The sequence below is a fragment of the Thalassospira lucentensis genome (genome assembly GCF_001613805.1).
Lineage (GTDB): Bacteria > Pseudomonadota > Alphaproteobacteria > Rhodospirillales > Thalassospiraceae > Thalassospira > Thalassospira lucentensis_A.
In genome coordinates, this window is sequence record NZ_LPVY01000021.1 from 20,288 (window position 1) to 46,771 (window position 26,484).

Below are 26,484 nucleotides of genomic sequence, written 5' to 3' on the forward strand. Positions count from 1 at the left end.
TCATTATGACGATATTCAGGAAGACCCTTTGCACTTTTGCCTTTGCAACACTGGCAATCGGTGCCATCGCAACCGCACCACAGAAAGCAGCGGCAACCGAACAGGATACGCTGGTTGTCGGCACCATGTGGGAAGCCCTTCCGCTGGCGATGCAGCCGCGCCGGTCACGCTTTTTCAATGAAAGCGAGATCCTCGATACGCTGGTCAAACTGGATTATGACCTGAATACCATTCCGGGTCTTGCGACATCGTGGGAACGCGTTTCACCGACTGTCTGGCATTTCAACCTGCGTGAAAATGTCGTCTTCCATGACGGAACAAAGCTTGATGCCGAGGCGGTCAAATTCTCGCTCGAACGGGTGATTGCGCTGCTGCCTTATGCTGCCGACCTTTTGAATATCAAGCAGATGTCGGTGGCCGAACCGCTGGTTCTGGAAATCGAGACGAACGAGCCGTTTGCCGCACTTCCCAACCAGTTGACCGACGCGATCACCGGCATTTATGCCAAGGCATCGTTCAATGATGCGGGTGAGTTCGTCAAACCGGTCGGCACCGGCCCCTGGAAGTTCGAGGAATACCGCAAACAGGACCGTACCATCGTGACGCGTTTTGATGGGTATTGGGGTGAAAAACCGGCCCTTTCGAAAGTCGAATACCGGTTCATCCCCGATCACAATTCGCGCACGCTGGCCCTTGAGGCCGGTGAGGTTGATTTTATCGACAATATGCTGCCATCCGATGTGGCACGTCTGTCACGCGATGAAAACTTCAAGGTCTATTCCAAACCGATTGCCGGGCTTTATTACGGTGCGTTCAATGCCGGGGACAAAAGCCCGCTTTCGGATGTGCGCATTCGTCAGGCGGTCAATGCGCTGGTGGATCGCGATCTGATCGTCAAGGGCGCGCTTGACGGGATTGGCGAACCGGCATGGGATTTCTTTGGACCGCAATTTGATTGGGCGCCCAAGGCCGATGAACCGTTCAAGCTTGATACCGGTCTGGCGACGTCGCTTCTGAACGACGCCGGATATGAACAGAATGACGGCAAATGGGAAAAGGATGGCGCGCCGCTGACACTTCGTATCCTCAGCTATTCCAGCCGGACCGAAATGCCCGCGATTACCGAGGCACTTGCCGCCCTTCTGAACCAGAACGGCATCGCCACCGATGTGCAGATGTATACCTGGGAAGGGATGCTTGATCTGGTCAAGCGCGGTGAATATGACATTTCGGTCGTGTTCTGGACCCCGGAAATGACCGGCCATCCGGACCTGCACCTTAAATCGCAGTTCCATTCGAAGGCCGGGCTGAATTACCAGTTCTGGAACAATGCCGATTTTAACGAGGCCGTCGATACCGGACGGACCCTTTCGCCCGGTGCGGAAAAGGACGAAACCTATCGCAGGGCGGTAAATATCCTGCATGACGATGCACCGATCATTCCGCTGGTGCACAAGGTTTCGGTCGGGGCCTCGGCCAAGGATGTTGAAGGTTATCGCATCCATCCGTCCGGCTTCTTCTATGACTTCAAGAGTGTGTCGAAAGACTGACGGTCTGTCCGTCCCCGGCATTATCGCCGGGGACGGGATTTTACGCGCTTTTCTTGCAGGAAACAGCCATGGGACTTTGCCTGTTTATCAATCCGATCAAGGGGGCCGGGGATGATTTGCCCGATGTGGGTGATCACGCGCCCAATATCGCACAGATCGATCATTACGACCTGAGCGATATCGATCTTTCACCCTATGCCGCCCTGATGTTACCCGCCCATCTTGATCAGCGTTTTTTCGGGACGCTGACGACCAAGATCGAGGGGTTCCTTGCCAGGGGCGGGACGCTTGTGTTTAACGGGCATGTCGCATGGCCGATGTTGCCGGAATTTGAGACTTTTGTTCCGCTTGAAAGCCAGTCGCTTGAAAATCTGATCATTCATCGCCTTGCCCATCATCCGGTTTTCGAGGGCGTGGATACGCAGCATCTGACATTCCGGCGCGGTGTGGCGGGGTTTTATGCCCGCGGTTACAATCCGCCACCCAAGGGCGCGATTGCCCTGCACGGGGTTGGCCCGGACCGGTTGCCGTGCGATTGGGTTTATCATCGCTCCGAGGGCGGACGCATCCTGATGCATGCAGGCAATGATTTATGGATGTATGCCGGATCAAAAGACAGCACCGCACGGATCGTGCCGCAGCTTTGCCTTTGGGCCGGTGGCGATGATCACGGACAGGAAGGCGCATCATGACCAGCAGGATTGCAGCCCTTGATGGCGGGACCTATTACCATCACAGAACGCTTTATGAGCCGCGTTATCGCGACTTTTTTGATGGTGTGATCTATACCCGTGAACTGGGCGATACGGTGCTTGAGGATTATGACACGCTGATTGTGTCATGCCGTACCGATCCGTCCGTGTTGCGGCCGCACCGTGAAAAGTTCAGGCAGTTTCTTGAAAGCGGCAGAACGCTCGTGATCATGGGATCGACCGGACCGGCGGAATGGATTTCGGGGATCGAATGGCATTTCACACCGACCAATTTCTGGTGGTGGAAGGAAGGCGGCAGCCTTGGCCTTCACGTAACCGCGCCCGATCATCCGTTATTTGATCACATCACGCTGGCCGATGCGACATGGCATCATCACGGGCATCTGATCGTGCCCGAAGGTGCGGTATCGCTAATTGATGTCGGTGATCTGGGATCGGTTCTTTATGACGACACGGTCACCACGCCGGGCCGGATGATCGTCACCACGCTGGACCCGATGTATCATCACGGCAGCCATTTCATGCCCGCGACGACACGGTTTCTTGACGGGTTCCTGCCGTGGTTAAAGGGCATGACGCCGTCCTGAGCAGTCATAGCAAAAAGCCGCCCGAACGTTTGGTTGCGGGCGGCTTTGTTTATCGGGCAGTCGGATCGGCTATTTCACCGTGGTCAGATCAACCCCGAACCATTTTTCCGAAAGGGCGCCTAGCGTTCCGTCAGCCCGCATGGCATCGACGATTTCGGTGATTTTGGCGTTGAATTCTACATCCCCCTTGTCGGTTGCGATGGCGAGCGGTTCATAGACCAGCGGCTCGCCCACCATGCGGAACGGCATGCCGTTTTCAATTGCGGCGGTTGCTGTCGGCACGTTGGACAGAACCGCATCAATGCGCACACCGTCCCCCAGACGCAGATCGTCAAAGGCCATGCCATCCGACTCATAGGTCTGGATCCGGCCCGGTGTGACTTCGTAGTCGAAGGGCGGCACGCCCTCGACATCCATCACAAGGTTATGGCGCAGGTAATCTTCATACGAACAGGCGGCACAGGCCCCGACCACCTTGCCATCCAGATCGGATGCGGACTGATAGGTTGTGTTGTCCTTATGCGTGACCAGAATTGCCGGGGTATAGTAATAGACTGCCGGGAAATCAAGGACTTCGGCGCGTGCGGTTGTCGGGGTCATGGAACCGACCGCGATATCCCACCGCCCGGCCCAGCGTCCGGCAACCTGTGCTTCCCAAGAGGGTGTCACCGGCTTGAATTCCGCGCCAAGCCGTTTGGCGATTTCACGCGCGACTTCGACATCAAAACCGGTTAGCTGATTGTTTTCATCGGTAAAGGCAACCGGCGGATAGCCATCGGCCGTCGCACCGACCAGCGTTCCGGTTTCCATCACGCGATCAAGGGTTTCGCCCGCCATCCCGTTGGCAAACGGCATAATTGCAAAGGTGACCCCGGCCAGAAGCATCCCGGTTTTGTGAAAGCCCATTTCCTAAAACTCTCTTTTTGTGTAGTTCTGACGCAGTTTTATACAATTTCATGAAAATGTCAGCGCCGATGACCACGCCCCTGCCTGAAAACGCATCCCGCCCCCGAACGAAGACCGGCCCCGGCTGGCCGCTTGGGCTGTTTTCGGGGATTTGCGGCGTGATCCTGATGGCGACCCAGCCGGGCATCTGGATCGGCATGGATAACATGATTGGCGATGTCATCGTGGCCCTCGCTATAGGCGGGTTGATCTGGCTGAATTTTCGTCTGCTGCATAATCTGCCGTTCCGGGTGCAGACCACGATCATCTGGGCGGAGCTTCTTTTGGGCTTTGCCCTGTTCTTTTACAGCTTTGATCTCAGCTTTGATTTCATCGGCTCGCGCCTGCCCTTCCTGCTGGGGCTCAGGCTTGAAGGCGAGTTCCTTCAGGGTGCGGTGCTGACGCTTTTCATCTCGCTGGTGTCGATCTTTTGCGCGACGGTGCTGGCCCTGGCGGCAGCCCTTGGGCGTTTGTCGAAGAACGGCGTGTTTTACGGGATTTCGACCTTTTACACGTCGTTCTTTCGCGGAACACCGCTGTTACTTCAAGTCATGCTGATCTATCTCGGCCTGCCGCAGGTCGGCATTGTCCTTTCGGCTGTCCCGGCCGGGATCATCGCCCTGTCGCTTTGTTACGGGGCCTATATGGCCGAGATTTTCCGGGCGGGTATCGAAGGCGTTCCCGAAGGCCAGACCGAGGCCGCCCTGTCACTCGGACTTAAACCCTATCAGGTCATGCGTCTGGTGATCCTGCCACAGGCCTTGCGGCTGGTGATCCCGCCAACCGGTAACCAGTTCATTTCGATGCTGAAAGATTCGTCCCTGGTATCCGTGATGGGCGTGTGGGAGCTGATGTATCTGGCGCGGACCCATGGCCGGTCCGAGTTCAAATATATGGAAATGCTGATTTCGGCAGCGCTGATTTACTGGGCGCTTTCGGGGATTTTCGAATTCATCCAAAGCCGGATCGAGAAAAAGCTCGGCAAGGGTGTGCGGGTCTGATCAGGCCCGCCCGTTAATATCATTGCCATTCCCCAACGTTGGTTTTGCGCCGAAATCCGCCCAAAATCCGCATTCAACTACGGATGCGGATTTTTTGTTACGAACTCGAAACTTGCTTATCGGGATCAAACAGAAAACCCTATTAGGCTCAAACAGGCATAACCGGATCACGAGGGGATTTATCGCTTGACGAATCGTTATGATATAACATAACAAATAATACCTCACCAATAGCCATTCCCCCGTTTCGAACCGGATTGATGTCATGCCAATTTCTGCCCTTCGTCGCGCCCTGCTTGCCCTGCCGTTGCTTGCCCTGCCCTATGGGGTGCAGGCAGCCGAAAATCCGTCGGTCGTTGTATCGATCAAGCCGATCCACGGCATTGCCAGCGCGATCATGGCAGGCGTTGGTGAACCGGTTCTGCTGCTTGATGGTGCCTCATCACCGCATGCCTATTCGCTGCGTCCCAGCGAAGCCCGGTCGCTTCAGGAAGCTGATCTGGTGATTTATGTGTCGCACAGTCTTGAAGGGTTTCTGAAAAAACCGCTGGCAACCCTGTCGGGCGGTGCCCATCAGCTTGAACTGGCCGATGTTGAAGGCCTGACCATCCTGGCAATGCGTGAAGGCGGCGCGTGGGAAGCCCATAGCCATGACCATGGCGGCCATGATCACGACGATCATGATCACGAAGATGAACATCATGACGAACATGATCACGATGCCCATGATCACGATGCCCACGACCATGACCATGACGGGCATGAAGATCACGCCCATGCCGAAGAACATGACCATGACCATGATCATGAGCACGAGCACGAGCACGAAGGTGAAGAAGGTCACCATCATGATGAACACGGTATTGATGCCCATCTCTGGCTTGATCCGGCCAATGGCGCATCTATCGCAAAGGCGATTGCCGCTGAACTGGGTGAAATTGATCCGGACCATGCAGGCACCTATCAGGACAATCTGAAAAAGTTCCTTGCAAGCCTTGATGCACTTGGGAATGATCTGGACAGTCAACTGGAACCGGTCCGCAGCAAGCCGTTTGTCGTTTTCCATGATGCCTATCAGTATCTGGAAGCGGGATTTGGCCTGAATGCGGTTGGTTCGATTACTGTTTCACCGGAACAGAAGCCCGGAGCAAAGCGCCTGCATGAGATCGAAGACAAAATCCGGGACAGCAATGCTGTCTGTGTCTTTGCCGAACCGCAATTCCGCCCGGCGATTGTCGAAGCCGTGGTTGCCGATACCGGCGCGCATATCGGAACGCTTGATCCGCTGGGCGCGGATATTCCGGCAGGACCGGATGCCTATCAGAACATCCTGCGCCAGAATGCTGGCGCGTTGGCGGACTGCCTGTCGCAGTCCTAAGACGTTTGTTGCCGGTATGCTTGCATCCGCCCTTTGGGTCGGATCAGGCATGCCGGCATCGGCACATCCGCATGTCTGGATCGATGCCGATGCGCAGATGATTTTTGAAGACGACAAAATCACCGCCATCCGGCTGCATTGGGTGTTTGATGACCTGTTCAGTCTGACGCTGATTGACCAGTTCGACAAAAATCATGATTTGCGGTTCTTTGATGAAGAAAACACCGATGTTCACGACAATGCGTTTGCATTGCTTTCCGAAGTTTCATGGTTGACGCATCTGCGCCGGAACGAGGAGCTTGTGACCTTTGCCGGGGCAACGGACTTCAAGGCCGATATTACCGATGACCGTCGGGTGAGTTACGATTTCACCCTGACGCTTAAAGAGCCGCTTGACCCGATAAAAGATGCCGTTGCCCTGTCGGTATATGATGCGGAATTCTATATTGATGTTGCCTTTACCCAGGTTGATCCGATCCTGTTCAAGGGCAACCGCCATCTCAAATGCCACTATGAAATGAGCGAAGATGAAAAGAACCGCATCTATTTTGATCTGGTTTCGCCAATACGCGCCGACCTTGCCTGCCAGAACGAGGTTGCGGATGCCGGTTCTGATCATGGCCTTTCTGCTGGCGATTTCGTTTCTGCCGAGCAATCAGGCCGCAGCACAAGCCAGTAACCTTCTGGGTCGCGGCACAAGCAGCGAACAGGCCCCGAATACTCCCGATCAGACGACACAAAATGACGGCGAGAGCCTGATCAGCCTGCCGGGATGGCTATCGGATATTGTCGGTCAGGTGGTGGTGATCCAGACACAGCTTAACCGGCAGATGACAGCAACATTGCGCAGTGCCAAAACTGGCGATGCGTGGTGGCCGGGCCTGACCATTATCGCGCTTTCATTCGCCTATGGCGTGTTTCATGCGGCGGGCCCCGGCCATGGCAAGATGGTCACAACCACCTATTTCCTGTCGCGTGATGCCGGATGGAAACAGGGTGTTGCCATGGGCAGCCTGATTGCCGGCATTCAGGCAGTAACGGCCATCGTTCTTGTCGGGTCGCTGACCCTGATCCTTAATCTTGGCCCGGCGGCGATTACGCAGAACGGACTGGTTCTGGAAGCCGTGTCCTATGCCCTGATTGCCGGGTTGGGCGGATTGATGTGTATCCGTATTTTGCAGGGACGCGATGATTGTTGCGATCACGGCGGGCATGACCATCACCACCATTCACATGATCACTCACATCATCATGACCATGATCACGCCATCACCAAGTCCCGCTGGCAGATGATTGCGGGCGGGATTGTGGTCGGCCTGCGTCCCTGTACCGGGTCGATACTGGTGTTGCTGTTTACGCTGGCAAATGGATTGTTCCTGATCGGGATTGCCTCGGCCTTTGCCATGGCGGCCGGTGTGGCGCTGACCATCAGCCTGATCGGGCTGGCGGCCATCGGCATTCGGACCGGCACCCAGCATCTTTTCAGTGTTTCGGAAAGCACATCGGGCTTGCTTCGCCGCGGGGTTGGCTTGGCGGGGGCCGCGTTGATTACCCTGTTTGGCCTGTTGTTATTGCTGTCTGCGGCCCGGCAGCTTGGCTGGATCTAAAAGATAACGGCCCGCAAGATTGCCTGCGGGCCGTTTAATTTAAAGGACCACCCCGGTTATTCGGCGGTCACGATTTTCATCACCAGTTTGCCATCCGGCTTGATCGGGCCGTCTTCCTTGGCACCCAGCGTATATTCGAAATAGCCGGTTTTCATACCGCCCTGTTCGGAATGGATCATCAGCATCAGCATTTCACCGGATTTGACCGGTTCCTGAAGGATGGCGGTAACGTCCATGTTCTCGCCCTTTTTCAGCGGCGCATAACCGACAACCGGGCCCGGCTTCATCGCGGAATCGGTGCGATGCACCACCAGCCAGCCATTTTCGTCAGCCATGATTTTTGATGCACTGACGGTTCCGCCCGAAACATCCTGATCCATCGCATCGACCATCGGCCCCATGGCGTTGGCAGCCGTCGGAATGGCGGCAGTCAGGGCACCGGCCATCAGCGCCCCGCCGAGAATACCGAACATCTTTTTGGTCACCAGCATTTGAAGTCTCCTTGTCTGTTGAACCGGGACAGGCTTTTGTCTGCCGTCCGCTCGTGTCGCGCTTTGTTGCGCACATCGAAGCTACGCAGACCAGACCGGCCGGGTTTCAGATCGGGAAACTTTTTTTTGAAATCAGTGTTCGACCGGGATCAGACGGCCATGAATGGCAGGCCCCGTCGGACGCCCGGTTGGCGATCCGCCTTCGGGTTCCAGACTGATGCCAAAGGTCGCATTGCGCAGCAGGGCCGGATCAAATTCCCCCAGCGACCGGATTGTTGGCACGGACGCGTTTTCAAGCAGCCCAAGCGATTTTGGTGCCGGGCCCAACTGATCGGATGCGATCCATAACTGATAGGTCTTGCCTTCGGGAAGGGTCGCGGATACCGGACGGATGATCACGGCACGGGTATCAAGATCGATGCTCATGACAAAGGCGGGCTGGGTATCGTCACGATGGAAGACGGCGACAAATTGCCGGTCCTGAACCGGGGTGGCAAAATCTGATACCAGAACGGCCACCATCAGGCTTGCCGCCAGTGCGCCGGTAGCAAATGTCCCGATCCGCCAGCGGGCGAGTTTGCGTTTAAGCAGATCGATTTCGACAATATTATCCGCCTGCACACGCGCCCCTTCTATCCGCGCACGGATACCGGGAAACAGATCGCGCGACGGTATTTCATCGCGGTAATGCGCGTTTAATGGCGACAGGCGTTTTTCCCAATCGGCAATCGCGGCCTCCAGGTCATCCTCGTGCGACCGGCGTTCATCGACAATGCGGCGCATGTCGGGATCAAGTGTTCCCAACACATATTCCGCGGCCAGCATGTCGATATCTTCCCGGTCGGTCATGATCCGAGGCATTCCCTTAATTGTTTCAGGCTGCGATGCAGCCATGTCTTGATCGTGCCGACCGGCTGGGCAAACCGTTCTGCCAGTTCGGCACGCGAAAATCCGTCAAGATAGGCCAGCCTGACCATTGTGCGGCGATCATCATCAAGCCCGCCAAGGCAGATTTCAAGCTGGCGCAGGTCATCATTGCGTTCGGCATCATCGGCAACCGACAGATCGTCATGATCGGCCAGTTGATCGATATCGAAATCATCAACCACCGCGTCATGACGTTTGTCACGACGCAGCGCATCAATCGCCCGGTTCCGCGCAATCGTTGCCATCCAGGTAATGATCGACGCACGGCCCGGTTCGAAATCACCGGCACGTTCCCAGACCCGCACATAGATTTCCTGCAGGATATCCTCGCTTTGGGCCCTGTTTTTCAAGATACGCAGGACAATGCCGAAAAGTTTCGCCGATGTCGCATGATAAAGATGTCCGAAGGCGTCCATATCGCCGTCGGCCGCACGTGCCAGAAACTGTTCCAGATCCCGGGTTGATGTCCCCATGCCATCCGCCAAATATCGCCGCCGCAACCCTGCGACGAACCAATGTACCATTTTCCGGGATATTTGATCCCGAGCCATCAATTCATACGTGCAGATTGGCAAGGTTGATCAGTTATCCGATCAGAAAAACCTGTATCCATCAGCATTTATACTGGTCAGGGATGGCGTCGGTTGCCTTGATCAGGGCATCCATCACCATCCGTACCGCGGGCGAGCGGCGAATATCGGGATGAACGACCAGCCAGACCGGTTTGCTGAGTTCATTGGTCACGTCATCGGTGACAAGTTCCAGCCTGTCATCCTCGTCCGCCAGATAACGCGGCAGAAGGCCAAGCCCGTATCCCGCAGCAACAAAGGCCAGCACGGTCTGGGTATCGTCGGATTTGACCCGCATCGGCAATTTGCGGTTAAGCTGATCCCATACCCAGCCCTGCTGATAGTCGCCAAAGCTATTGCGCCCGTCGGCACAAAATTCCCAATCCCTTTCCGGCACATTGGCGGTGTAACCGCGCACGGCGTAAACCGCATATCGTATATCGGTCAGCTTGCGCGCGATCAGCCCGCTTTGATCCGGGGTTGCCATACGCACCGCCACGTCGGCCTCCCGCCGTGCCAGATTGGCAATCACGCTGGAACCAAGGATTTCATATTCCAGATCGCGCTGGTCTTTCAGAAGTTCGGCAAGGCGCGGCGCAAACAATATGCGACCTGCCACTGGTGGCACGGCAATGCGCACCACACCGTGCGCGGTTTCATCGCCACGTGCCTGACGTTCAAAGGCAAGAACGTCTTCCTCGATCTTTGCCGCGACGGGTACAAGATTTTCACCGGCATCGGTCAGAGACCATCCCGTCCCCAGCCGATCAAACAGCCGCGCCCCGACATCCTGTTCAAGGGCCTCGATCCGTCTTGCAACGGTGGTGTGATCCTTGCCGAGCTTTCGGGCGGCACCGGAAAGCGTGCCTTCACCTGCCAGTACGACAAAATATCGCAGATCGTTCCAGTTCATGGTGGCTTATCCCGCTTGCGCAAATTTGCACAATCATAGCGCATTTTATCGGAATTACATGAGATTTATGCGCATGTCATGATCACGCCATATCAAACGAGCCCCCGAACAAGGAGATTTCGACATGGCCGTCTCCCATCATATCGAATGCGATGCCAATGTCCGGTTGAACCGCCCCTCGCGCCCCACCGTCTCGCAAATTGCGACGACTGCGATTGATGTCCTGCTGGCCGCGTACAAACGCCATCAAAGCCGCGCAGCACTTCACCGGCTGTCGGATCATCAACTGTGCGATATCGGACTGGAACGCAGCGAAAGCGGTTACACCCCGCGTGACAATTATTAAAAGATTCAAGGCGGTGCCTGATCGGGGTTCCTGACCCTTTCATTCTGGCAATCGACACGCTTTGATATGCCTCCCTCAGGCAGCAAAAGAGATCCCGCGCAGATACACAGCACGGGGTCTCTTTTTGTTTTTCACACCTGAAATTCTGCCGAAATGCTGTCGGCGGCCTTGATCAGGGCATCCATGACAAGCCGCACACCGGGGGAGCGGCGCATATCGGGATGCACCACCAGCCATGCGGTTTCGCGGCTTTCGCCCGCCGTATCGGCCCGGATCAGTTCAAGCCGTTCGTCCCCGTCCGCCAGATAGCGTGGCAACACCCCCACCCCGTGCCCGGCGGCGATGAACTGGCGCACGGATTCCGTATCATCGGCCCGGAAACGGCAGGGCAGTTCACGCCCCATAATATTGCGCACCCATTCCTTTTTGGCGGCCCCATAGGATGTATCCTCGTAGCCGCAAAATTCCCAATCCTGTTCAGGCACGCGCGCGCTATATCCCCGTGCGGCATAAAGGCCGACGCCAAGCTCGACCAGCTTGCGGGTGATCAGGCCGGGTTCGCGCGGGGTGACCATGCGCACCGCCAGATCGGCCTCGCGCCGGGCTAGATTGACGACATTGGACGCCCCGATAATTTCAAATTCCAGCCCCTTGTGCGCGGTCAGCAATTGCGCCAGACGCGGGGCAAACAAAACCCGCCCTGCCACCGGGGGAACCGATATGCGCACCACACCGTGGGCGGCTTCGTCGCCTTTGGCCTGCCTTTCAAAGCCAAGCGCCTCGGCCTCGACCCGTTCGGCCACCGGCACAAGGTTCTGCCCGGCGATGGTCAATTGCCAGCCGCGCGGGAGACGGTCAAACAGCTTGGTTCCCACCGCGTCTTCAAGCGCCTCGATCCGGCGGGCGACGGTGGTGTGTTCCTTGCGCAGCCGTCGGGCAGCCCCCGAAAGGCTGCCTTCCTCGGCAAGGATCAGGAAATAGCGCAGGTCGTTCCAGTTCATGTGCATGACCAGTTCATATGATCGGGGATCATCAGTTCCGTTTATTTTTGCACATTAAATCTGCGAAACAACCAAATTCCCGTTTTATTTTGCATATGAGAGGATCAGTTCATCGACGGAATACGGTTTTTTGGAAACCAGGAGGACACCATGACCTATCGGCCCCCGACCAAAGCACAGGACTTCGACATCCGTACCGACCCGATCGCCAACCGCGTGCCGTTTGGCCGTCTGATCGACAAGATCACCAACTATTCGGCCGACGCCCGCAAACGCAAGAACGAACGCGAAGTGATGGCGCATCTTAGCGACGATCAGCTTCGCGATGTCGGACTGCAACGCACATTTGATGGCAACCAATGGCGCGTTACGCGCATTGTCTGATGAAGATCCCCCGCCCCACCAATGAAAAAGGAGCCCGTAACGGGCTCCTTTTTTGCAGTCGTCTATCAGGGGCAATCAGCCGCGCAGTTCGGCAACCTTGTCGGAGGCTTCCTGTGCAAGGCGGGTGATGGTTGCCCAGTCACCGGCCTTGACCGCATCCTTGGGTGCCACCCATGAACCACCGACGGTAATGATGTTTGGCAGGGCCAGATAGTCGCCAAGATTTGCCAGCGACACACCACCCGTCGGGCAGAATTTGACCTGCGGCAGCGGCCCGGACAGGGCTTTGAGCATCGAAACACCGCCCTGCTGTTCGGCGGGGAAGAATTTCAACATGTCGTAACCATGTTCAAGCAGATACATGATCTCTGACGGGGTTCCGGCCCCCGGAAGCAACGGCACGCCGGTATCCTTGGCCGCCTTCAGAAGGCTTTTGGTATGGCCGGGCGACACGGCAAAGGCACAGCCGATTTTTGCCATGCGTTCCATCTGCTTGGCATTGATCACGGTGCCCGCACCGGTAATGGCATCTGGCACTTCGGCGATGATGCGTTTGATGCTTTCTTCGGCTGCGGCACTGCGCAGGGTGATTTCAAGCACCGGCAAGCCACCGGCCACCAGCGCCTTTGCAAGCGGAACGGCATCATTGGCGTCTTCGATCACCAGAACCGGTACGACCGGGGCCTTGGACAGAATTTCGCGTGACGAAAGGCTCATTGGGTATCCTCCAGTTTTCGGTCAGGCCGTCAAAATCTTGGCACAACCGATCAGGGCCGGGTATTTCGCCGTCATCAGGCGCACCGGCACATCATTCATCAAATCATGGAAACGGCCCTTGGCGATCATACGATCCTTAAGGCCGCTTTGTTTCATAAAGTCGGCAATGCGCGGACCAATGCCGCCACCGATAAATACGCCGTCGAATGCGCCAAGCGTCAGGACCAGATCACCGGCCACCCCGCCCATGAACAGACAGAACCGATCCAGCACCTTAAGGCAAAGCGGATCGTTTTTCTGCATGGCATTTTCAACGATTTCAGCGGCACTGAGCGGTGCCACGTCGATCCCGTCAATGGCGGCAAGCGCGCGATAGAGGTTTTCAAGCCCCATCCCCGACAGGATACGTTCGGCCGACACGCGGCCCAGTTCAGCCGTCAGGAACTTGACGATTTCATAATCGAGATCATCGACGGCGGGCAGTGACACATGGCCGCCTTCGCCCTGGATCGGAATCCAGTGATCGTCATGGCGCAGAAGCCCCGAAACGCCAAGCCCGGTCCCCGCCCCGATCACCGCCAATGGCAATCCCGGGCGCCCCGGACCATCAAACAGCGTGATCAGGTCTTCGTCGCCAAGATAGGGTACGGACATCGCAAGGCCGGTAAAGTCATTGACCACCACCAGACGATCAAGACCAAATTCGGCCTTGAGCGCGTCCTTGGAAAACACCCACGGGTTGTTGGTGAATTTGATGATGTCTGCGGATGCCGGGCAGGCCACGGCAACCGCAAATTCATTCAGATCCGCACAATCGGTTTTCACCATGAAATCCCGCATGGCATCGCCGATGGTCGCATAATCGCGGACCGGCAATGTCATCGGTGATTGCGGGTTTCCACTTTCGTCAATCCAGGCAAAGCGGGCGTTGGTACCGCCGATATCACCAACCAGCCGCATTATGCTACCTCGACCTCGGCTGCCCCCGGAAGCACCGCACTGGCTCCCAGTTCGGCCAGTCCGACATGTTCGCGGAAGACACCGAACAATTCACGACCGAAACCGGTCTGATGTTCGGCCTTGTTATCAAAGGTTGCGAAGTCACGCTTGGCCAGTTCGGCCTCGGTCACGTTCAGGATCAGTTCGCCGGTTTCGGCATCCAGACGCACGATATCGCCGTCTTTCACCTTGGCAATCGGACCATTCATCATGGCTTCGGGGGTGACATGGATTGCCGCCGGGACCTTGCCCGATGCGCCCGACATGCGGCCATCGGTGACAAGGGCGACCTTGTAACCAAGGTCCTGCAACACGCCAAGCGGCGGGGTCAGTTTGTGCAGTTCCGGCATGCCATTGGCCTTGGCCCCCTGGAAACGGACAACACAGACAACATCGCGATGCAGTTTACCGTCCTTGAACGCCTGCATCATTTCTTCCTGCGAGGTGAAGACCGCAGCCGGGGCTTCGATCACACGGTTTTCCGGTTTCACCGCCGATACCTTGATCACCGAACGGCCGAGGTTGCCCGACAGCATCCGAAGGCCGCCATCGGCACTGAACGCCTTTTCGGCCGGACGCAGGATTTCCTCGTCATGGCTGGTGGCCGGGGCATCACGCCACGACAATTTGCCATTGTCCAGATACGGCTCGGTGCCATAGGCCGCCATGCCGCCGGTATGGATGGTCTGAAGATCAGGATGCAGAAGACCGTTTTTCAGAAGGTCGCTGATCACAAAGCCCATGCCGCCCGCGGCGTGGAAATGGTTCACATCGGCCTGCCCGTTCGGATAAACCCGGCACAGAAGCGGGATCAGACGCGACAATTCATCGAAATCTTCCCAGCGAAGTTCGATCCCTGCGGCACGTGCCATCGCCGGAAGATGCAGGGTATGGTTGGTCGACCCACCGGTCGCAAGCAGACCGATAATGCCGTTCACGAATGCCTTTTCATCGAGAATTTTGCCAACCGGACGGTAATCATTGCCAAGTTTGGTGATCTGAAGCGCACGACGGGCGGCTTCTTCGGTCAGGGCATCACGCAGATCGGTGTTCGGATTGACGAACGCCGCACCGGGCAAATGCAGACCCATGATTTCCATCAGCATCTGGTTGGAGTTCGCCGTACCATAGAAGGTACAGGTCCCCGGGCTGTGATAGGACGCGGTTTCCGCTTCGAGCAGTTCCTTGCGGCCGACCTTGCCTTGAGCGTAAAGCTGCCGGATGCGGGCCTTTTCATTGTTGGGCAAACCGGACGGCATCGGACCGGCCGGGACAAACACCGCCGGAATATGGCCATAGGCAAGTGCGCCCATCACCAGACCCGGTACGATTTTATCGCAGACACCAAGATAAAGGGCGGCATCAAACACATCATGGGACAGCGATACCGCCGTCGACATCGCAATCACATCCCGCGAAAACAGGGACAATTCCATGCCCGGGCGGCCTTGCGTCACGCCATCGCACATGGCGGGCACGCCGCCGGCAACCTGTGCGGTTGCGCCGGCTTCGAACACGGCCTTTTTGATGCGGTCGGGATAGACACCAAGAGGCTGATGGGCGGACAGCATATCGTTATAGGATGTCACGATGCCCAGATTGGCACCTTCGTCGCCATTGATGCGTTCCTTGTCTGCCGCACTGCAGCCCGCAGACGCATGGGCAAGGTTGCCGCATGACAGGGATGAGCGATGCGGACGGTCGGACGCGGCAGCTTCGATGCGTTCCAGATATGCCTCGCGGGTCGGCTTGGAACGTTCGATGATGCGTTTGGTAATCTGTTCTAATTCACGTTTCATGGGGTTCAGCCTTTCGGGTTCTCGGCGCTCCACCACAGATCGACGGGGATGTCAGTCTGCTGCAAGATTGCGCGAACCGGCATTTCTTCGATCTCGGTGCCGTTTTTCGCGGTTTCAAAGGTCGACCATTTGGATTGTCCGGTAATATGGATGCCAATATACCGGGCATTAAGGATGGCGGGCAAAGTCATGCTGATGCGCGGGACCGGGGATACGGTCGGGCGCGCGGCGGCAACCAGTTCGCCATGGGCGGGATACAGTCCCTTTTGCAGGGCATCGGGCGCGGATGACGGGAACAGGGATGCCGTATGGCCATCATCACCCATGCCCAGATACACGATATCAAGCGGCCAGTTCAGATCGGTGCGAAGGCGGCTTGAAACCGTTGAAATCGCGTCTTCGGGATTGGCATCGCCGGTTTTCAGCGACACAAAACGCGCATGCTGGGCTTCATTGATCAGGAAATGATCGCGAACCAGCTTTTCGTTTGACTGATCGTCATCCAGCCCCACCCAGCGATCATCGCCAAGGGTGACGGTGACTTTCGACCAATCCAGTTTGACGGTCGAGAGTTTTTCAAAGAGCGGTTTGGGGAAACGGCCACCGGCCACCGCCATGCTGGCATGGCCGCGGGTCGCAATGGCGAATTCAAGGCGTTCCACGGTTTCCTTGACCATGGCCGCAAGCATGTCATCGCCGCTTTGGAAAATGCGTTCGTTTGTCATGTCTTCGTCCAGAAAATTGGGAACCGGTTCATCGTCACGCAAGGCCGCCACACCAAAAGGTGTTGCGACCCGCATGTCATCAGAATCCGGCTTCTTCGTTCCAGGTCCGGCCGTCACGCTCGATCAGCGCGATGGCCGCCGAAGGCCCCCACGTGCCCGAGGTATACCCCTTGGGCGTGATGTGATTGCTTTGCCATGCTTCCTGAATGGCATCGACCCACTGCCAGGCAATGTCCTGTTCATCGCGGCGGACGAACAGCGTGTTATTGCCATCAATCGCATCCAGCAGAAGACGCTCGTAAGCATCCGGGCTGCGACCGCCGAACGCCTCGGCAAAGGACAGGTTAAGCGCCGTCGGACGCAGGCGCACAAGACCCGGCCCCGGATTCTTGGTATTCAGAACCAGATGGATGCCGTCATCAGGCTGCAAACGCAGAACAAGGCGGTTGGCCTGATAATTGGTCATGGATTTTGCCAGCGGGAAAATCTGGTGCGGCACATCGCGGAACTGGATGACAATTTCCGAATGGCGTTTCGGCAAGCGTTTACCGGTCCGCAGATAGAACGGCACACCAGCCCAGCGCCAGTTATTCAGTTCGGCCCGGATGGCAACGAATGTTTCGGTGGTGCTGTCGATATTGGCACCTTCTTCTTCAAGATAACCCGGGACTTCCTTGCCGCCGACGGCACCATTGCGGTACTGGCCGCGCACGGTTGCGCTGTCGATATTGGAATCATTGATCGGTTTGAGCGCCTTGAGCACCTTGACCTTTTCATCACGCACCGCGTCCTGATCGAGAACATGCGGGGCTTCCATCGCGACAAGGCAGAGAAGCTGCAACATATGGTTCTGAACCATGTCGCGCATCGCACCGGCATCGTCATAATAGGACCAGCGCCCTTCGACGCCGACTTCCTCGCCAACCGTGATCTGCACGTGATCAATATGCGCGCTGTTCCACAATGGTTCGAACATCGCATTGGCAAAGCGCAGGATCAAAAGGTTCTGCACCGTTTCCTTGCCAAGATAATGGTCGATACGGAATATCTGGTGTTCTTCGAAGACTTCACCAATCTGGCCGTTGATTTCACGGCAGCTTTCAAGATCGTGGCCCAGCGGCTTTTCAAGCACAACGCGCGAATTGGGCGTTACCAGACCGGCTTTCTCAAGGTTAAAGGCCATATCGGCAAACAGCGAAGGGCTGGTCGAGAAATAATAGACGCGGTCCCGATCCGGCTGATCGGCAAGCTTTTCATGCAGGATTTTGAAGCCAGTTTCATCCCCGGCGGAAACCTGAACATAGGCGATGCGGGCTGCAAACTTTTTCCAGACCTTGGCGTCAAATTCGCCTTTGGGAATGTACTTTTTTCCGGCTTCTTCCAGCTTGGTGCGGAATTCGTCATCGGAATGTTCGCTGCGCGAGGCGCCGAAAATGCGGGTGGAATCATCGAAACGCCCGGTACGTTCCATTTCGTAAAGTGCGGGGAAAAGTTTGCGTAACGCCAAATCTCCGGTCCCACCGAAAATCACGATATCAGCGATACGATGCTTCAGCCGTTGGCGCTGCGTCGTCGTTTGTGTCATCTTGCCCTAAGCCTTCCAAGCGAACTGCTCTCACTCGTTTCCTCCCCGTCGTAAAGGTGGGATCCCGAGCCCGAAGGGCTCTGGCAAACGACCGGGCCACGGTATTTACCGTGTTGGCCGGCGCCGGGTTTTCGCCCCGTCACCGCCTATCCTGTTGCCAGCTGGGCTCTGAGCGGTTCGTTATCCACATCAAGGCGCCGTCTGGCTTGTCCGTTCTGATCGAACAGATAGCAATCTTCCACCCGGGCATGAATGCCAATGGATGATCCTGTTACAATTGCCGTGTCACCCGTGACACGGGCAACGAACAGTTCATCACCACCGGCCTGCACATAGACGAGACCCGCCTCGCCCAGATGTTCAACCACTTCGACCGTTCCTGACAGCAATGCCGTGTCCTGATCGGCAAGGCTGCAATGTTCCGGTCTGATGCCCACTGTTACACGATCTCCAGCGTCAAGACCACTGCCATCAACAGGCAGCGTCACCTCTTTACCGGAATCCAGTTTAACCGTAACAGTTTGTTGCGAAACCCCCATCACAACCGCCGGAACAAAGTTCATTTTAGGCGACCCGATGAAGCCCGCAACAAATTGATTTTGCGGATGATGATAGAGTTCAAGCGGGGTCCCGACCTGCTCGACCGAACCCGCCCGCAAAACCACGATCTTGTCAGCCATTGTCATGGCTTCGACCTGATCATGCGTCACATAAATCATCGTGGACTTCAATTTTTCATGAAGTTTTGTCAATTCGATGCGCATCTGCACGCGCAAACCGGCATCAAGGTTTGACAGCGGCTCGTCAAACAGGAAGACTTTCGGCTTGCGCACAATCGCCCGGCCAATCGCAACACGCTGACGCTGCCCGCCCGAAAGTTCCTTTGGCTTGCGGTCCAGCAATTCTTCAAGTTGCAGCACCCTGGCCGCAGCCATCACACGTTCGCGTTGTTCGTCCCTGGTTTTTTTCGCAAGATCAAGGCCGAACGCCATGTTTTCATAGACTGTCATATGCGGATAAAGCGCATAGGACTGAAACACCATGGCCACACCACGATCCTTTGGCGCCCTGTCATTGACGACCTCGCCACCAATGGAAAGTTCGCCGTCGCTGATATCTTCGAGCCCGGCAATCAGGCGCAGCAAGGTCGATTTGCCGCACCCCGAAGGGCCGACAAACACGCAAAATTCGCCATCGCGGATGTTCAGATCGACACCATGAATGGTTTCGATCGGACCGAAACGTTTTTTAACCTGCTTAAGAACCACTTCAGACATGCGGGTTCCTCCCTCGACTTGTCGATTTATATCGTTCCGAAATAAAAGCCCCAACCCGGCAGCGAAAGCTGATTGCCGGTAACCGATCCGCTGTTAAGGGCGAAATTCGCATCCGAACGCCCGGGCAAGGTCACGGTTCGGGCATCGGGTGTCGTATTGAACACGCAGATGGTCCGGACCACGCCCGCCATCCTGGCATAGGCGATGACATTGTCATCGATATCGAGCATCTCGATATCGCCATCGATGATTTCCGGATGGATTTTGCGCCACGCCAGAAGATCACGATAGAAACTGCGCAGTGAATTGGGGTCATCCATCTGTTCGGCAACCGCAAGCGCGCTGTGATCCTGTGGGACCGGAAGCCACGGCGCGTCGCTTGCCGTGAAACCGCCATGCGGAATATTGGCATTCATCCACGGCATCGGGGTCCGGCAACCATCGCGCCCCTTGAATTCCGGCCACATTTCAATCCCGTAAGGATCCTGCAGCAATTCATAGGGGACGACGGCCTCTTCAAGACCAAGTTCTTCCCCCTGATAGATGCAGGGCGTGCCACGCAATGTGGTGTAAAGGGCCGGGATCATGCGAAGGCGCGCATCGTTATCGCCGCCCTTTTCCCTGCCCCAGCGGGTCGCAACCCGGACGAAGTCATGGTTCGACACCGCCCAGCACGGCCAGCCATCACCAAGAACGTCAAACACATTGCGCAACATCCCGCGGATCAAAGGCGTTTCAAGCGGGCTTTCCAGCAGATTGATCGTATAGGCCATGTGAAGCTTGTCGCCCCCGGCGGTATATTCCGCCATGGTCGCCAGCGAATTGTCCGACCCGATTTCACCGACCGTCGTTGCCCCCGGATATTTATCGAGAACCGCGCGCAGCTTTTTAAGGAACGCGATATTTTCCGGTCGCGTTTTGTCATAGACATGCATCTGGCGGGTATAGGGGTTTTCCTTTGGCGCGCCTTCGGGCCGGTGGGTACCCGGAACCCATGGCGGGTTATCGCGCAATTCCGCGTCATGGACATAGAAATTGGCGGTATCAAGCCGGAAACCATCCACCCCGCGGCGCAGCCAGAATTCGACATCGTCAAGCAACTGGGCCTGTACATCCGGGTTATGGAAATTCAGGTCTGGCTGACTGACCAGAAAGTTGTGCATGTAATATTGCTGCCGGGTGGTATCGAACTTCCATGCCGAACCGCCAAAGATCGACAGCCAGTTATTGGGCGGCGTGCCGTCGGGCTTGGGATCAGCCCAGACATACCAGTCGGCCTTGGGATTATCGCGTGATGACCGGCTTTCCTTGAACCAGGCATGCTGATCGGAACTGTGCGACAGAACCTGATCTATGGTGACGCGCAGGCCAAGCGAATGGGCCTTTTCAACCAGATGGTCGAAATCGGCCAATGTTCCGAACATCGGATCGACATCGCGGTAATCCGCCACATCATAGCCGAAATCCTTCATGGGCGAGGTAAAGAACGGCGACAGCCAGATGCCATCGACGCCCAGATCGGCAATGTAATCGAGTTTCTGGGTAATGCCGGGCAGATCACCAATGCCATCGCCATTGGAATCAAAGAAACTGCGCGGATAGATTTGATACAGGACGCCACCGCGCCACCAGTCAGGATTTCCGGCCAAAGCCATTTAAGTCACCTTAGGTCATGTGGGACGAGAAGCCGCATCAGCCTTTGACAGCCCCGGCGGTCAGGCCGGAAACGATGCGACGCTGGAAAATCAGAACCAGAACAATCAACGGAACCGTCACGATCACCGATGCCGCCATGATATTGCCCCATGGCATTTCAAACTGGCTGGCCCCGGAAATCAGGGCGATGGCAACCGGCACGGTGCGCTGTTCATTGGTCAGGGTGAAGGTCAGGGCAAACAGGAATTCGTTCCAGGCCATGATGAAGGCCAGAAGCCCGGTGGTGACCATGGCAGGCCACATAACCGGCAGGAACACGCGCGTTATCACCGTCCACGGGCTGGCCCCGTCCATCACGGCGGCTTCTTCAAGTTCACGGGGCAGTTCGCGCATGAAGGCGGTCAGGATCCAGACCGTGAATGGCAGGGTCAGCATCATGTATGAAATCGCCAGCCCGAACATCGAATTATAAAGCCCGACGGCGCGGATCAGTTCGAACATGCCCGACAGCACCGCGACCTGCGGGAACATCGACACCGACAGGATCGTCACCAGCAACAATCCGCGCCCGGCGAATTTAACCCGCGCAAGCGCATAGGATGCCGTTACCCCCATCAAAAGCGACAGGGCCACAACCATCACACTGACAAAGATCGAATTGAAGATATTGCGACCGAACGGCTGCCCTTCGAACACCGACAGATAGTTCGAGAAACTGAAACTTTCCGGCAGGTAATTGACGTCAAACAACGCCGATCCGGTTTCGAACGCGGTCAGGATCGCATAGTAGAACGGGAAGACGGCAAAGATCACGATCGCCGCCACCAGAAGATAGAACCCTGCCTTCATCATCAGGGATTTGACATTGCGGTTCATGTTAATGTCCCCCCTCGTCAAGCCGGACCCGGCCGATCATCATGTAGGCCATGATCGAAAAGGCGATGACCAGAAACAGCAGCGTTGATGCCGCCGAGCCATATCCGACTTCCTGAAAATCGACCAGAAGCTGCCGGGCATAGACCGACATGGTCATGGTATTCGGATTGTTTGGCGTAAGAACATAAATCACGTCAAACACACGCAATGCATCAAGGGCACGGAAGATCACGGCCACCATCAGGGCCGGTTTAATCAGCGGCAGGGTTACCTTGAAAAACACCCGGACCGGATGGATGCCATCAACACGGGCGGCTTCGTAACAGTCACTTGGCAGCATCTGAAGGGCTGCCAGTGTCAAAAGCGCCATAAACGGTGTGGTTTTCCAGACATCAACCATGATCACAGCGACCATCGCCGTATCCGGATTGGCCGTCCAGGCGATCGGCGATGCAATCAGCCCCAGCGACATCAGAAGATCATTGATGATGCCGAACTGGTCATGCAGCATCCAGTTCCACATTTTGGCCGATACAATTGTCGGGATCGCCCACGGGATCAGAACCGCCGCCCGCACCAGACCGCGCCCCTTGAATTCCTGATTAAGGACAAGGGCCACGATGATCCCCAGCACCGTTTCAAGCGAAACAGAAATCACGGTGAAGTAAATCGTATTCCAGACCGCCTGCCACCATTCCGGATCGGCCAGAAGGCCGAACGTCTCGCCATCATAAACCGCATAGAAGTTTTCAAAGCCGATAAAGCCATAATTTCCAAGGTCGGACAGATTGGCATCGGTAAAGCCAAAGATGAAAGTCCGCAGCAACGGCCAACCGGCCACTGCGGCAAGAATGACCAGCATCGGTGTTAAAAACAGCCATGCCGAACGCCGTCTTGCACGCGTCAGGGACGAAGCTTGCGCCATGGGAACCGCTCTTGATCTTGAAGGGGGATGTTCGGTTATGACCGCCATCCATCAAACCGGCCTAAGCAAACCGGTACGAAAACAGGATCGGGGCAGTACCGGGCGACCCTCGTCCCCGGTACTGCGAGGTCCGTTTACCAGCCGGAACGCTTTACACGTTTCAGGTTGCGTTCAAGCCCGGCAACCGCCTGATCGACGGTTTGCGATCCCGACAAGGATGCATGTACCGCCTGCCAGAACTCGCTTGATACCTGATTGTATTTCGAACCGGTCACGGTTGACGGGCGCGGTGCCGCACTGGTGAATGTCTCGTACAGATCGCCAAAGAACGGATTGGCAGAAAGGACTTCCTCGTCCTTGTAGAGATCGGCAATGGTCGGGTTATAGGAACCCTTGATCGCACGGCGTTTCTGTTCTTCGTAGGAGGTCAGGAATTTCACAAGATCGGCTGCAAGTTCGGGATTTTCCGAATATTTCGAAACCGAGAGCTGCCAGCCACCAAGGGCTGCGGCAGAACGGCCGTCTTCACCGCCTTTGGGCAGGGCAGCAACACCGACCTTGCCCTTGACCGGGCTGTCTGCCGAATTGGCCAGCGCCCAGGCGTAGGGCCAGTTGCGCATGAAGACCGAATTGCCAGACTGGAACACACCGCGTGCTTCTTCCTCGGCATAGCCAAGAACACCTTCGGGGGAAATGGTGCCGATCCAGTTTGAAGCGGTTTCAATCGCCTTTCTGGCCTGATCGTTATTGATCGAAATATCGCCATTCGGTTCGACCACCGAACCACCATTAAACGAAACCACCCATTCCAGCGCATTGCAGGTCAGGCCTTCATAGGCACGGCCCTGAAACACATGGCCCCACATTTTGTCGTTACCGGCCTTGCGTTCGCCTTCCTGAATTTTCTGCGCTGTTTTTGTCAGCTGTTCCCAGGTTTCAGGAACAGTTTCGCCATACTTTTCCAGCAAATCCTTGCGGTAATAAAGCACGCCCGCATCCGTGTACCACGGCATGGCGACCAGCCGGTCTTCAAAGGTGTTGTTGGTGACGATGGCCTCAAAATGCTGCTTGGCTTCGTCCGCCATGTATTCGTTAAGATCAATGAAGTGGTTGCCCAGGATCCCCGGCCAGATCACATCAATCTGGAACACATCGATATCGGACGATCCGGCGGCCAGAATCTGCTGATAAAGGGCCAGTCGTTCGGTGGTGGAGTTCGGGGTGGAAATCACCGCGACTTCGTTGCCGGTCTGCTTTGCCCATGCATCGACACCTTCCTGGCAAAGCGCAAGTTCCTGTCCGACGGCACCACAGGAAATAGAAATCTTTGCGGCATTGGCCGATCCGGCCATCGCAAAAGTCGCGCCAAGAACGCCCGCCGTTGCGAGCAGTTTTTTCATCAAGGTCATATAGACCTCCCTAGGATGTTATCGGTTTTCCCATGCAGCTTTTGGCAACTGCTTTTATTCATTTTGATTAGTCTTTTTGTCCGGGTCGGGCGCCCGTACCGGAACCCCAGGTGCAATCACCGGCTGCAATCTGATTTGGTGATTGCTTCCCGGCGCGGAGCCGCCCGATTGAAAAAGGATACGCCTGATCGCACCTTTTCAAAGTGTCATATCCTTCAAAGGATGATACTATTCTGCAAATTCGCGGCAATCACGACACGAATAGTAGGACGATATGCGGATCATCCAGGAACGGATCACGAATCCACAGGGATATAGCTGGGGTTATTTTCACTATGTCTGGGATGATTTTCGCTGCAACTGGCACCAGCACCCCGAATATGAGATGACCCTGACGCTGAATGCCAAAGGATCGCGGTTGATTGGTGATCATCGGCAGGCGTTTGACGGGCTGGATTTCGCCATGGTCGGCCCCAACCTGCCCCATCTTTGGGAATGCAAACGCATTGATCCGTCCCGCCCGATCGAGGTTTATGTGCTTTGGCTGTCGCAGGAATGGGTGGAAAACCTGACGCGGGATTTTGTTGAATTTGCCGATTTTCACGAATTGTTTGCCCGTGCACGTCGCGGCCTTTCCTTTACCGATGACGCCGTCGCACGCGTTCGGGAAATCTGCCCGCACCTTGATGATGCCAAACCGCGGCGGCGCTTTATCCTGATGATCGAACTGCTTGAAGCCCTGCTTGCCGGGATCGACAAACCGCTGGCATCGGCCAATTTTGGCGGCGAAGCCGGGAAGAACAGTGAATCTATCCGGGTGGATCGCGCACTGGCTTTCATTCACGCGCATTACGCCGAACCGCTTCGGGTATCGTCGCTTGCCGATGTGGCAGGGGTCAGTGAAAGCAGTTTTTACCGGCTGTTCAAACGTTATACCGGGCGCAGTGTTGTCGAATATCTGAACGAATACCGGATTTCGCGGGCCTGTGTGCAGCTGTCGCGCACTGATCTTCCGATCTATCAGATCGCCGAAAATAACGGCTTTAGCAATCTTTCGAACTTCAACCGGCGTTTTCGCCAGTATCGTGGGAAATCGGCCAGCGACTATCGCGAGAATATTCGCATTCACGGCCAGTTCCCCGATCACCCGCCAATGCCCGATGCCCGTATCGGTGCCGTTCCGGCCCGTCCGCTGCCAAGCGAGATAGACGGTGTTCCGGACCGACGCACCGCCATTCCGGCATCCGCCGCAGAATAGTCCACCGCCATCGCACGACAGAACATCGGGAATGCGATGATGTTCCGTTTTTCATTCCCCTGCGGTTCATCACTTCGGAAGACTCGCGCAAAAGCGCTGATTTCTGCGGGTTTCATTCAACCTGATACCGGTCATGCACCGCCGATGTTCTCATTTTCCTTCGAAAGACAAGAACATCGAGACCATATAAATTTCGTTAAAAATCAATAACTTAAATATTTTATCGGCTTTTGTTCTAATTTTGTTCTTGTGAGAACAAAACAGGATCAGTATGGTTTCTTCAGACAGATTGAGGAGGACACAGCCATGATGAAGTTGCTTGAAAATCCGAACCGCCTGAACGAGCTTTGCAGCACGGTTGCCGTGGTCGGAAGCACCGGATTTTTCCTGTTCGTTATCGGACTGGGAATGGCGCAAACCCTTCGCGGTCTGATCTGATCAAAGCTCATACCTTTTACGAGACCCGGATGGACTTCCCATCCAGGGTGACGACCGGCAGGCAACCCCGCACCCATACCCTGTCCCGTCTGTCGGTCGTCCCTCATCCATCAATCCGGATTTCGTGAATTGTAACTTGCATATTACCTTCGCTATTCCGCGCTACTTGACGCTGCTGTTTCCCCGACGGCAGCGTTTTTCTTTGTTCGGCCCGCAAACGGGCCGAGTCCCTAAAAAACTAACCCTATGTATAGGTCGAAATACTTTTCCCCCGCCTTTCGGACCGCGAACTATTGTTGCAACGCAACAACTTACGCTGCATCGCAAAATTTCACTCGACAGCACCCTGAATGTTGGTTTGAATCAAGGTGAAACACGAAAGTTTGGAAATTCATCATACTTTTAGGT

27 protein-coding genes are annotated in these 26,484 nt (G+C 56.0%); 11 read left to right on the forward strand and 16 right to left on the reverse strand.

Translation table 11 applies throughout. From position 1 onward, the window contains the following. Positions 1–5 precede the first annotated feature (5 nt). From AUP42_RS15710 to AUP42_RS15720, 3 genes are all read left to right on the forward strand, one after another. The gene (locus AUP42_RS15710) at positions 6–1,550 is read left to right on the forward strand and encodes an ABC transporter substrate-binding protein (protein ID WP_062952553.1); all 1,545 of its coding nucleotides are present in this window, start codon (positions 6–8) and stop codon (positions 1,548–1,550) included. Between the two features lie 68 nt (positions 1,551–1,618). Then, entirely contained in the window at positions 1,619–2,242 is a 624-nt protein-coding gene (locus AUP42_RS15715; RefSeq protein WP_062952554.1) for a hypothetical protein, read from the forward strand. Further along, complete coding sequence (locus AUP42_RS15720; protein ID WP_062952555.1) at positions 2,239–2,850, forward strand: hypothetical protein; 612 nt, start codon at positions 2,239–2,241, stop codon at positions 2,848–2,850. The genes AUP42_RS15715 and AUP42_RS15720 overlap by 4 nt, the downstream gene beginning before the upstream one ends. Before the next feature lie 69 nt (positions 2,851–2,919). On the opposite strand, the gene AUP42_RS15725 is transcribed toward AUP42_RS15720, so the two are convergent. Further along, positions 2,920–3,756 (reverse strand): transporter substrate-binding domain-containing protein, encoded by an 837-nt coding sequence (locus AUP42_RS15725; protein WP_062952556.1) that lies wholly within the window; start codon positions 3,754–3,756, stop codon positions 2,920–2,922. Positions 3,757–3,824: 68 nt separating this feature from the next. Between AUP42_RS15725 and AUP42_RS15730 the strand changes: the two genes are divergently transcribed. The 4 genes from AUP42_RS15730 to AUP42_RS15745 all read left to right on the forward strand — a co-directional run bounded on the left by AUP42_RS15730 (position 3,825) and on the right by AUP42_RS15745 (position 7,781). Next, positions 3,825–4,796: an amino acid ABC transporter permease gene (locus tag AUP42_RS15730; protein ID WP_231858311.1), complete on the forward strand. Its 972-nt coding sequence runs from the start codon at positions 3,825–3,827 to the stop codon at positions 4,794–4,796. Between the two features lie 265 nt (positions 4,797–5,061). Then, on the forward strand, positions 5,062–6,174 hold the full coding sequence (locus AUP42_RS15735) for a zinc ABC transporter substrate-binding protein (RefSeq protein WP_062952557.1): 1,113 nt from the start codon (positions 5,062–5,064) through the stop codon (positions 6,172–6,174). Between the two features lie 16 nt (positions 6,175–6,190). Then, positions 6,191–6,853, forward strand: a complete 663-nt coding sequence (locus tag AUP42_RS15740; RefSeq protein ID WP_062952967.1) for a DUF1007 family protein — start codon at positions 6,191–6,193, stop codon at positions 6,851–6,853. Next, the gene (locus tag AUP42_RS15745) at positions 6,777–7,781 is read left to right on the forward strand and encodes a nickel/cobalt transporter (protein WP_231858312.1); all 1,005 of its coding nucleotides are present in this window, start codon (positions 6,777–6,779) and stop codon (positions 7,779–7,781) included. The genes AUP42_RS15740 and AUP42_RS15745 overlap by 77 nt, the downstream gene beginning before the upstream one ends. A 56-nt stretch (positions 7,782–7,837) precedes the next feature. Here the strand turns inward: AUP42_RS15745 and AUP42_RS15750 are convergent, their stop codons facing one another. The 4 genes from AUP42_RS15750 to AUP42_RS15765 all read right to left on the reverse strand — a co-directional run bounded on the left by AUP42_RS15750 (position 7,838) and on the right by AUP42_RS15765 (position 10,681). Next, positions 7,838–8,272, reverse strand: a complete 435-nt coding sequence (locus AUP42_RS15750; protein WP_156484638.1) for a DUF7282 domain-containing protein — start codon at positions 8,270–8,272, stop codon at positions 7,838–7,840. A gap of 132 nt (positions 8,273–8,404) precedes the next feature. Next, positions 8,405–9,121, reverse strand: a complete 717-nt coding sequence (locus AUP42_RS15755; RefSeq protein ID WP_062952558.1) for an anti-sigma factor — start codon at positions 9,119–9,121, stop codon at positions 8,405–8,407. Further along, positions 9,118–9,672: a sigma-70 family RNA polymerase sigma factor gene (locus tag AUP42_RS15760; RefSeq protein ID WP_062952970.1), complete on the reverse strand. Its 555-nt coding sequence runs from the start codon at positions 9,670–9,672 to the stop codon at positions 9,118–9,120. Before AUP42_RS15760 ends, AUP42_RS15755 begins: the two co-directional genes overlap by 4 nt. Positions 9,673–9,811: 139 nt before the next feature. Continuing rightward, entirely contained in the window at positions 9,812–10,681 is an 870-nt protein-coding gene (locus AUP42_RS15765) for a LysR family transcriptional regulator (RefSeq protein WP_062952559.1), read from the reverse strand. A gap of 124 nt (positions 10,682–10,805) precedes the next feature. Between AUP42_RS15765 and AUP42_RS15770 the strand changes: the two genes are divergently transcribed. Next, the gene (locus AUP42_RS15770; RefSeq protein ID WP_062952560.1) at positions 10,806–11,027 is read left to right on the forward strand and encodes a DUF1127 domain-containing protein; all 222 of its coding nucleotides are present in this window, start codon (positions 10,806–10,808) and stop codon (positions 11,025–11,027) included. A gap of 131 nt (positions 11,028–11,158) precedes the next feature. Here the strand turns inward: AUP42_RS15770 and AUP42_RS15775 are convergent, their stop codons facing one another. After that, positions 11,159–12,028 carry a LysR family transcriptional regulator gene (locus AUP42_RS15775; protein ID WP_062952971.1) on the reverse strand — a complete coding sequence of 290 codons (870 nt, stop codon included), beginning with the start codon at positions 12,026–12,028 and terminating at the stop codon, positions 11,159–11,161. Between the two features lie 150 nt (positions 12,029–12,178). Between AUP42_RS15775 and AUP42_RS15780 the strand changes: the two genes are divergently transcribed. Beyond that, positions 12,179–12,412, forward strand: a complete 234-nt coding sequence (locus tag AUP42_RS15780; protein WP_062952561.1) for a hypothetical protein — start codon at positions 12,179–12,181, stop codon at positions 12,410–12,412. Positions 12,413–12,487: 75 nt separating this feature from the next. Here the strand turns inward: AUP42_RS15780 and AUP42_RS15785 are convergent, their stop codons facing one another. The 10 genes from AUP42_RS15785 to AUP42_RS15830 all read right to left on the reverse strand — a co-directional run bounded on the left by AUP42_RS15785 (position 12,488) and on the right by AUP42_RS15830 (position 24,380). Beyond that, entirely contained in the window at positions 12,488–13,129 is a 642-nt protein-coding gene (locus tag AUP42_RS15785; RefSeq protein ID WP_062952562.1) for a bifunctional 4-hydroxy-2-oxoglutarate aldolase/2-dehydro-3-deoxy-phosphogluconate aldolase, read from the reverse strand. A 21-nt stretch (positions 13,130–13,150) separates the two neighbouring features. Beyond that, positions 13,151–14,089, reverse strand: coding sequence for a glucokinase (gene glk, locus AUP42_RS15790; RefSeq protein WP_062952563.1), 939 nt, complete (start codon positions 14,087–14,089; stop codon positions 13,151–13,153). Further along, entirely contained in the window at positions 14,089–15,927 is a 1,839-nt protein-coding gene (edd, locus tag AUP42_RS15795; protein ID WP_062952564.1) for a phosphogluconate dehydratase, read from the reverse strand. The genes glk and edd overlap by 1 nt, the downstream gene beginning before the upstream one ends. A 5-nt stretch (positions 15,928–15,932) precedes the next feature. Further along, positions 15,933–16,727, reverse strand: coding sequence for a 6-phosphogluconolactonase (pgl, locus tag AUP42_RS15800; protein ID WP_062952565.1), 795 nt, complete (start codon positions 16,725–16,727; stop codon positions 15,933–15,935). A 4-nt stretch (positions 16,728–16,731) separates the two neighbouring features. Beyond that, entirely contained in the window at positions 16,732–18,237 is a 1,506-nt protein-coding gene (gene zwf, locus AUP42_RS15805) for a glucose-6-phosphate dehydrogenase (protein ID WP_062952566.1), read from the reverse strand. Between the two features lie 146 nt (positions 18,238–18,383). Continuing rightward, positions 18,384–19,514, reverse strand: a complete 1,131-nt coding sequence (locus AUP42_RS15810) for an ABC transporter ATP-binding protein (RefSeq protein ID WP_062952567.1) — start codon at positions 19,512–19,514, stop codon at positions 18,384–18,386. Positions 19,515–19,540: 26 nt separating this feature from the next. Then, positions 19,541–21,169 carry an alpha-glucosidase gene (locus AUP42_RS15815; protein WP_062952568.1) on the reverse strand — a complete coding sequence of 543 codons (1,629 nt, stop codon included), beginning with the start codon at positions 21,167–21,169 and terminating at the stop codon, positions 19,541–19,543. 37 nt (positions 21,170–21,206) lie between these two features. Further along, positions 21,207–22,046, reverse strand: a complete 840-nt coding sequence (locus AUP42_RS15820; RefSeq protein ID WP_062952569.1) for a carbohydrate ABC transporter permease — start codon at positions 22,044–22,046, stop codon at positions 21,207–21,209. Position 22,047: 1 nt separating this feature from the next. After that, the gene (locus tag AUP42_RS15825) at positions 22,048–22,971 is read right to left on the reverse strand and encodes a carbohydrate ABC transporter permease (RefSeq protein ID WP_062952570.1); all 924 of its coding nucleotides are present in this window, start codon (positions 22,969–22,971) and stop codon (positions 22,048–22,050) included. A gap of 134 nt (positions 22,972–23,105) precedes the next feature. Beyond that, positions 23,106–24,380: an ABC transporter substrate-binding protein gene (locus AUP42_RS15830; protein WP_197468297.1), complete on the reverse strand. Its 1,275-nt coding sequence runs from the start codon at positions 24,378–24,380 to the stop codon at positions 23,106–23,108. 274 nt (positions 24,381–24,654) lie between these two features. Between AUP42_RS15830 and AUP42_RS15835 the strand changes: the two genes are divergently transcribed. Continuing rightward, positions 24,655–25,638 (forward strand): AraC family transcriptional regulator, encoded by a 984-nt coding sequence (locus tag AUP42_RS15835; protein WP_062952571.1) that lies wholly within the window; start codon positions 24,655–24,657, stop codon positions 25,636–25,638. Between the two features lie 306 nt (positions 25,639–25,944). Beyond that, positions 25,945–26,076 (forward strand): hypothetical protein, encoded by a 132-nt coding sequence (locus AUP42_RS21980; protein WP_255356831.1) that lies wholly within the window; start codon positions 25,945–25,947, stop codon positions 26,074–26,076. The last annotated feature ends 408 nt before the right edge of the window (positions 26,077–26,484 follow it).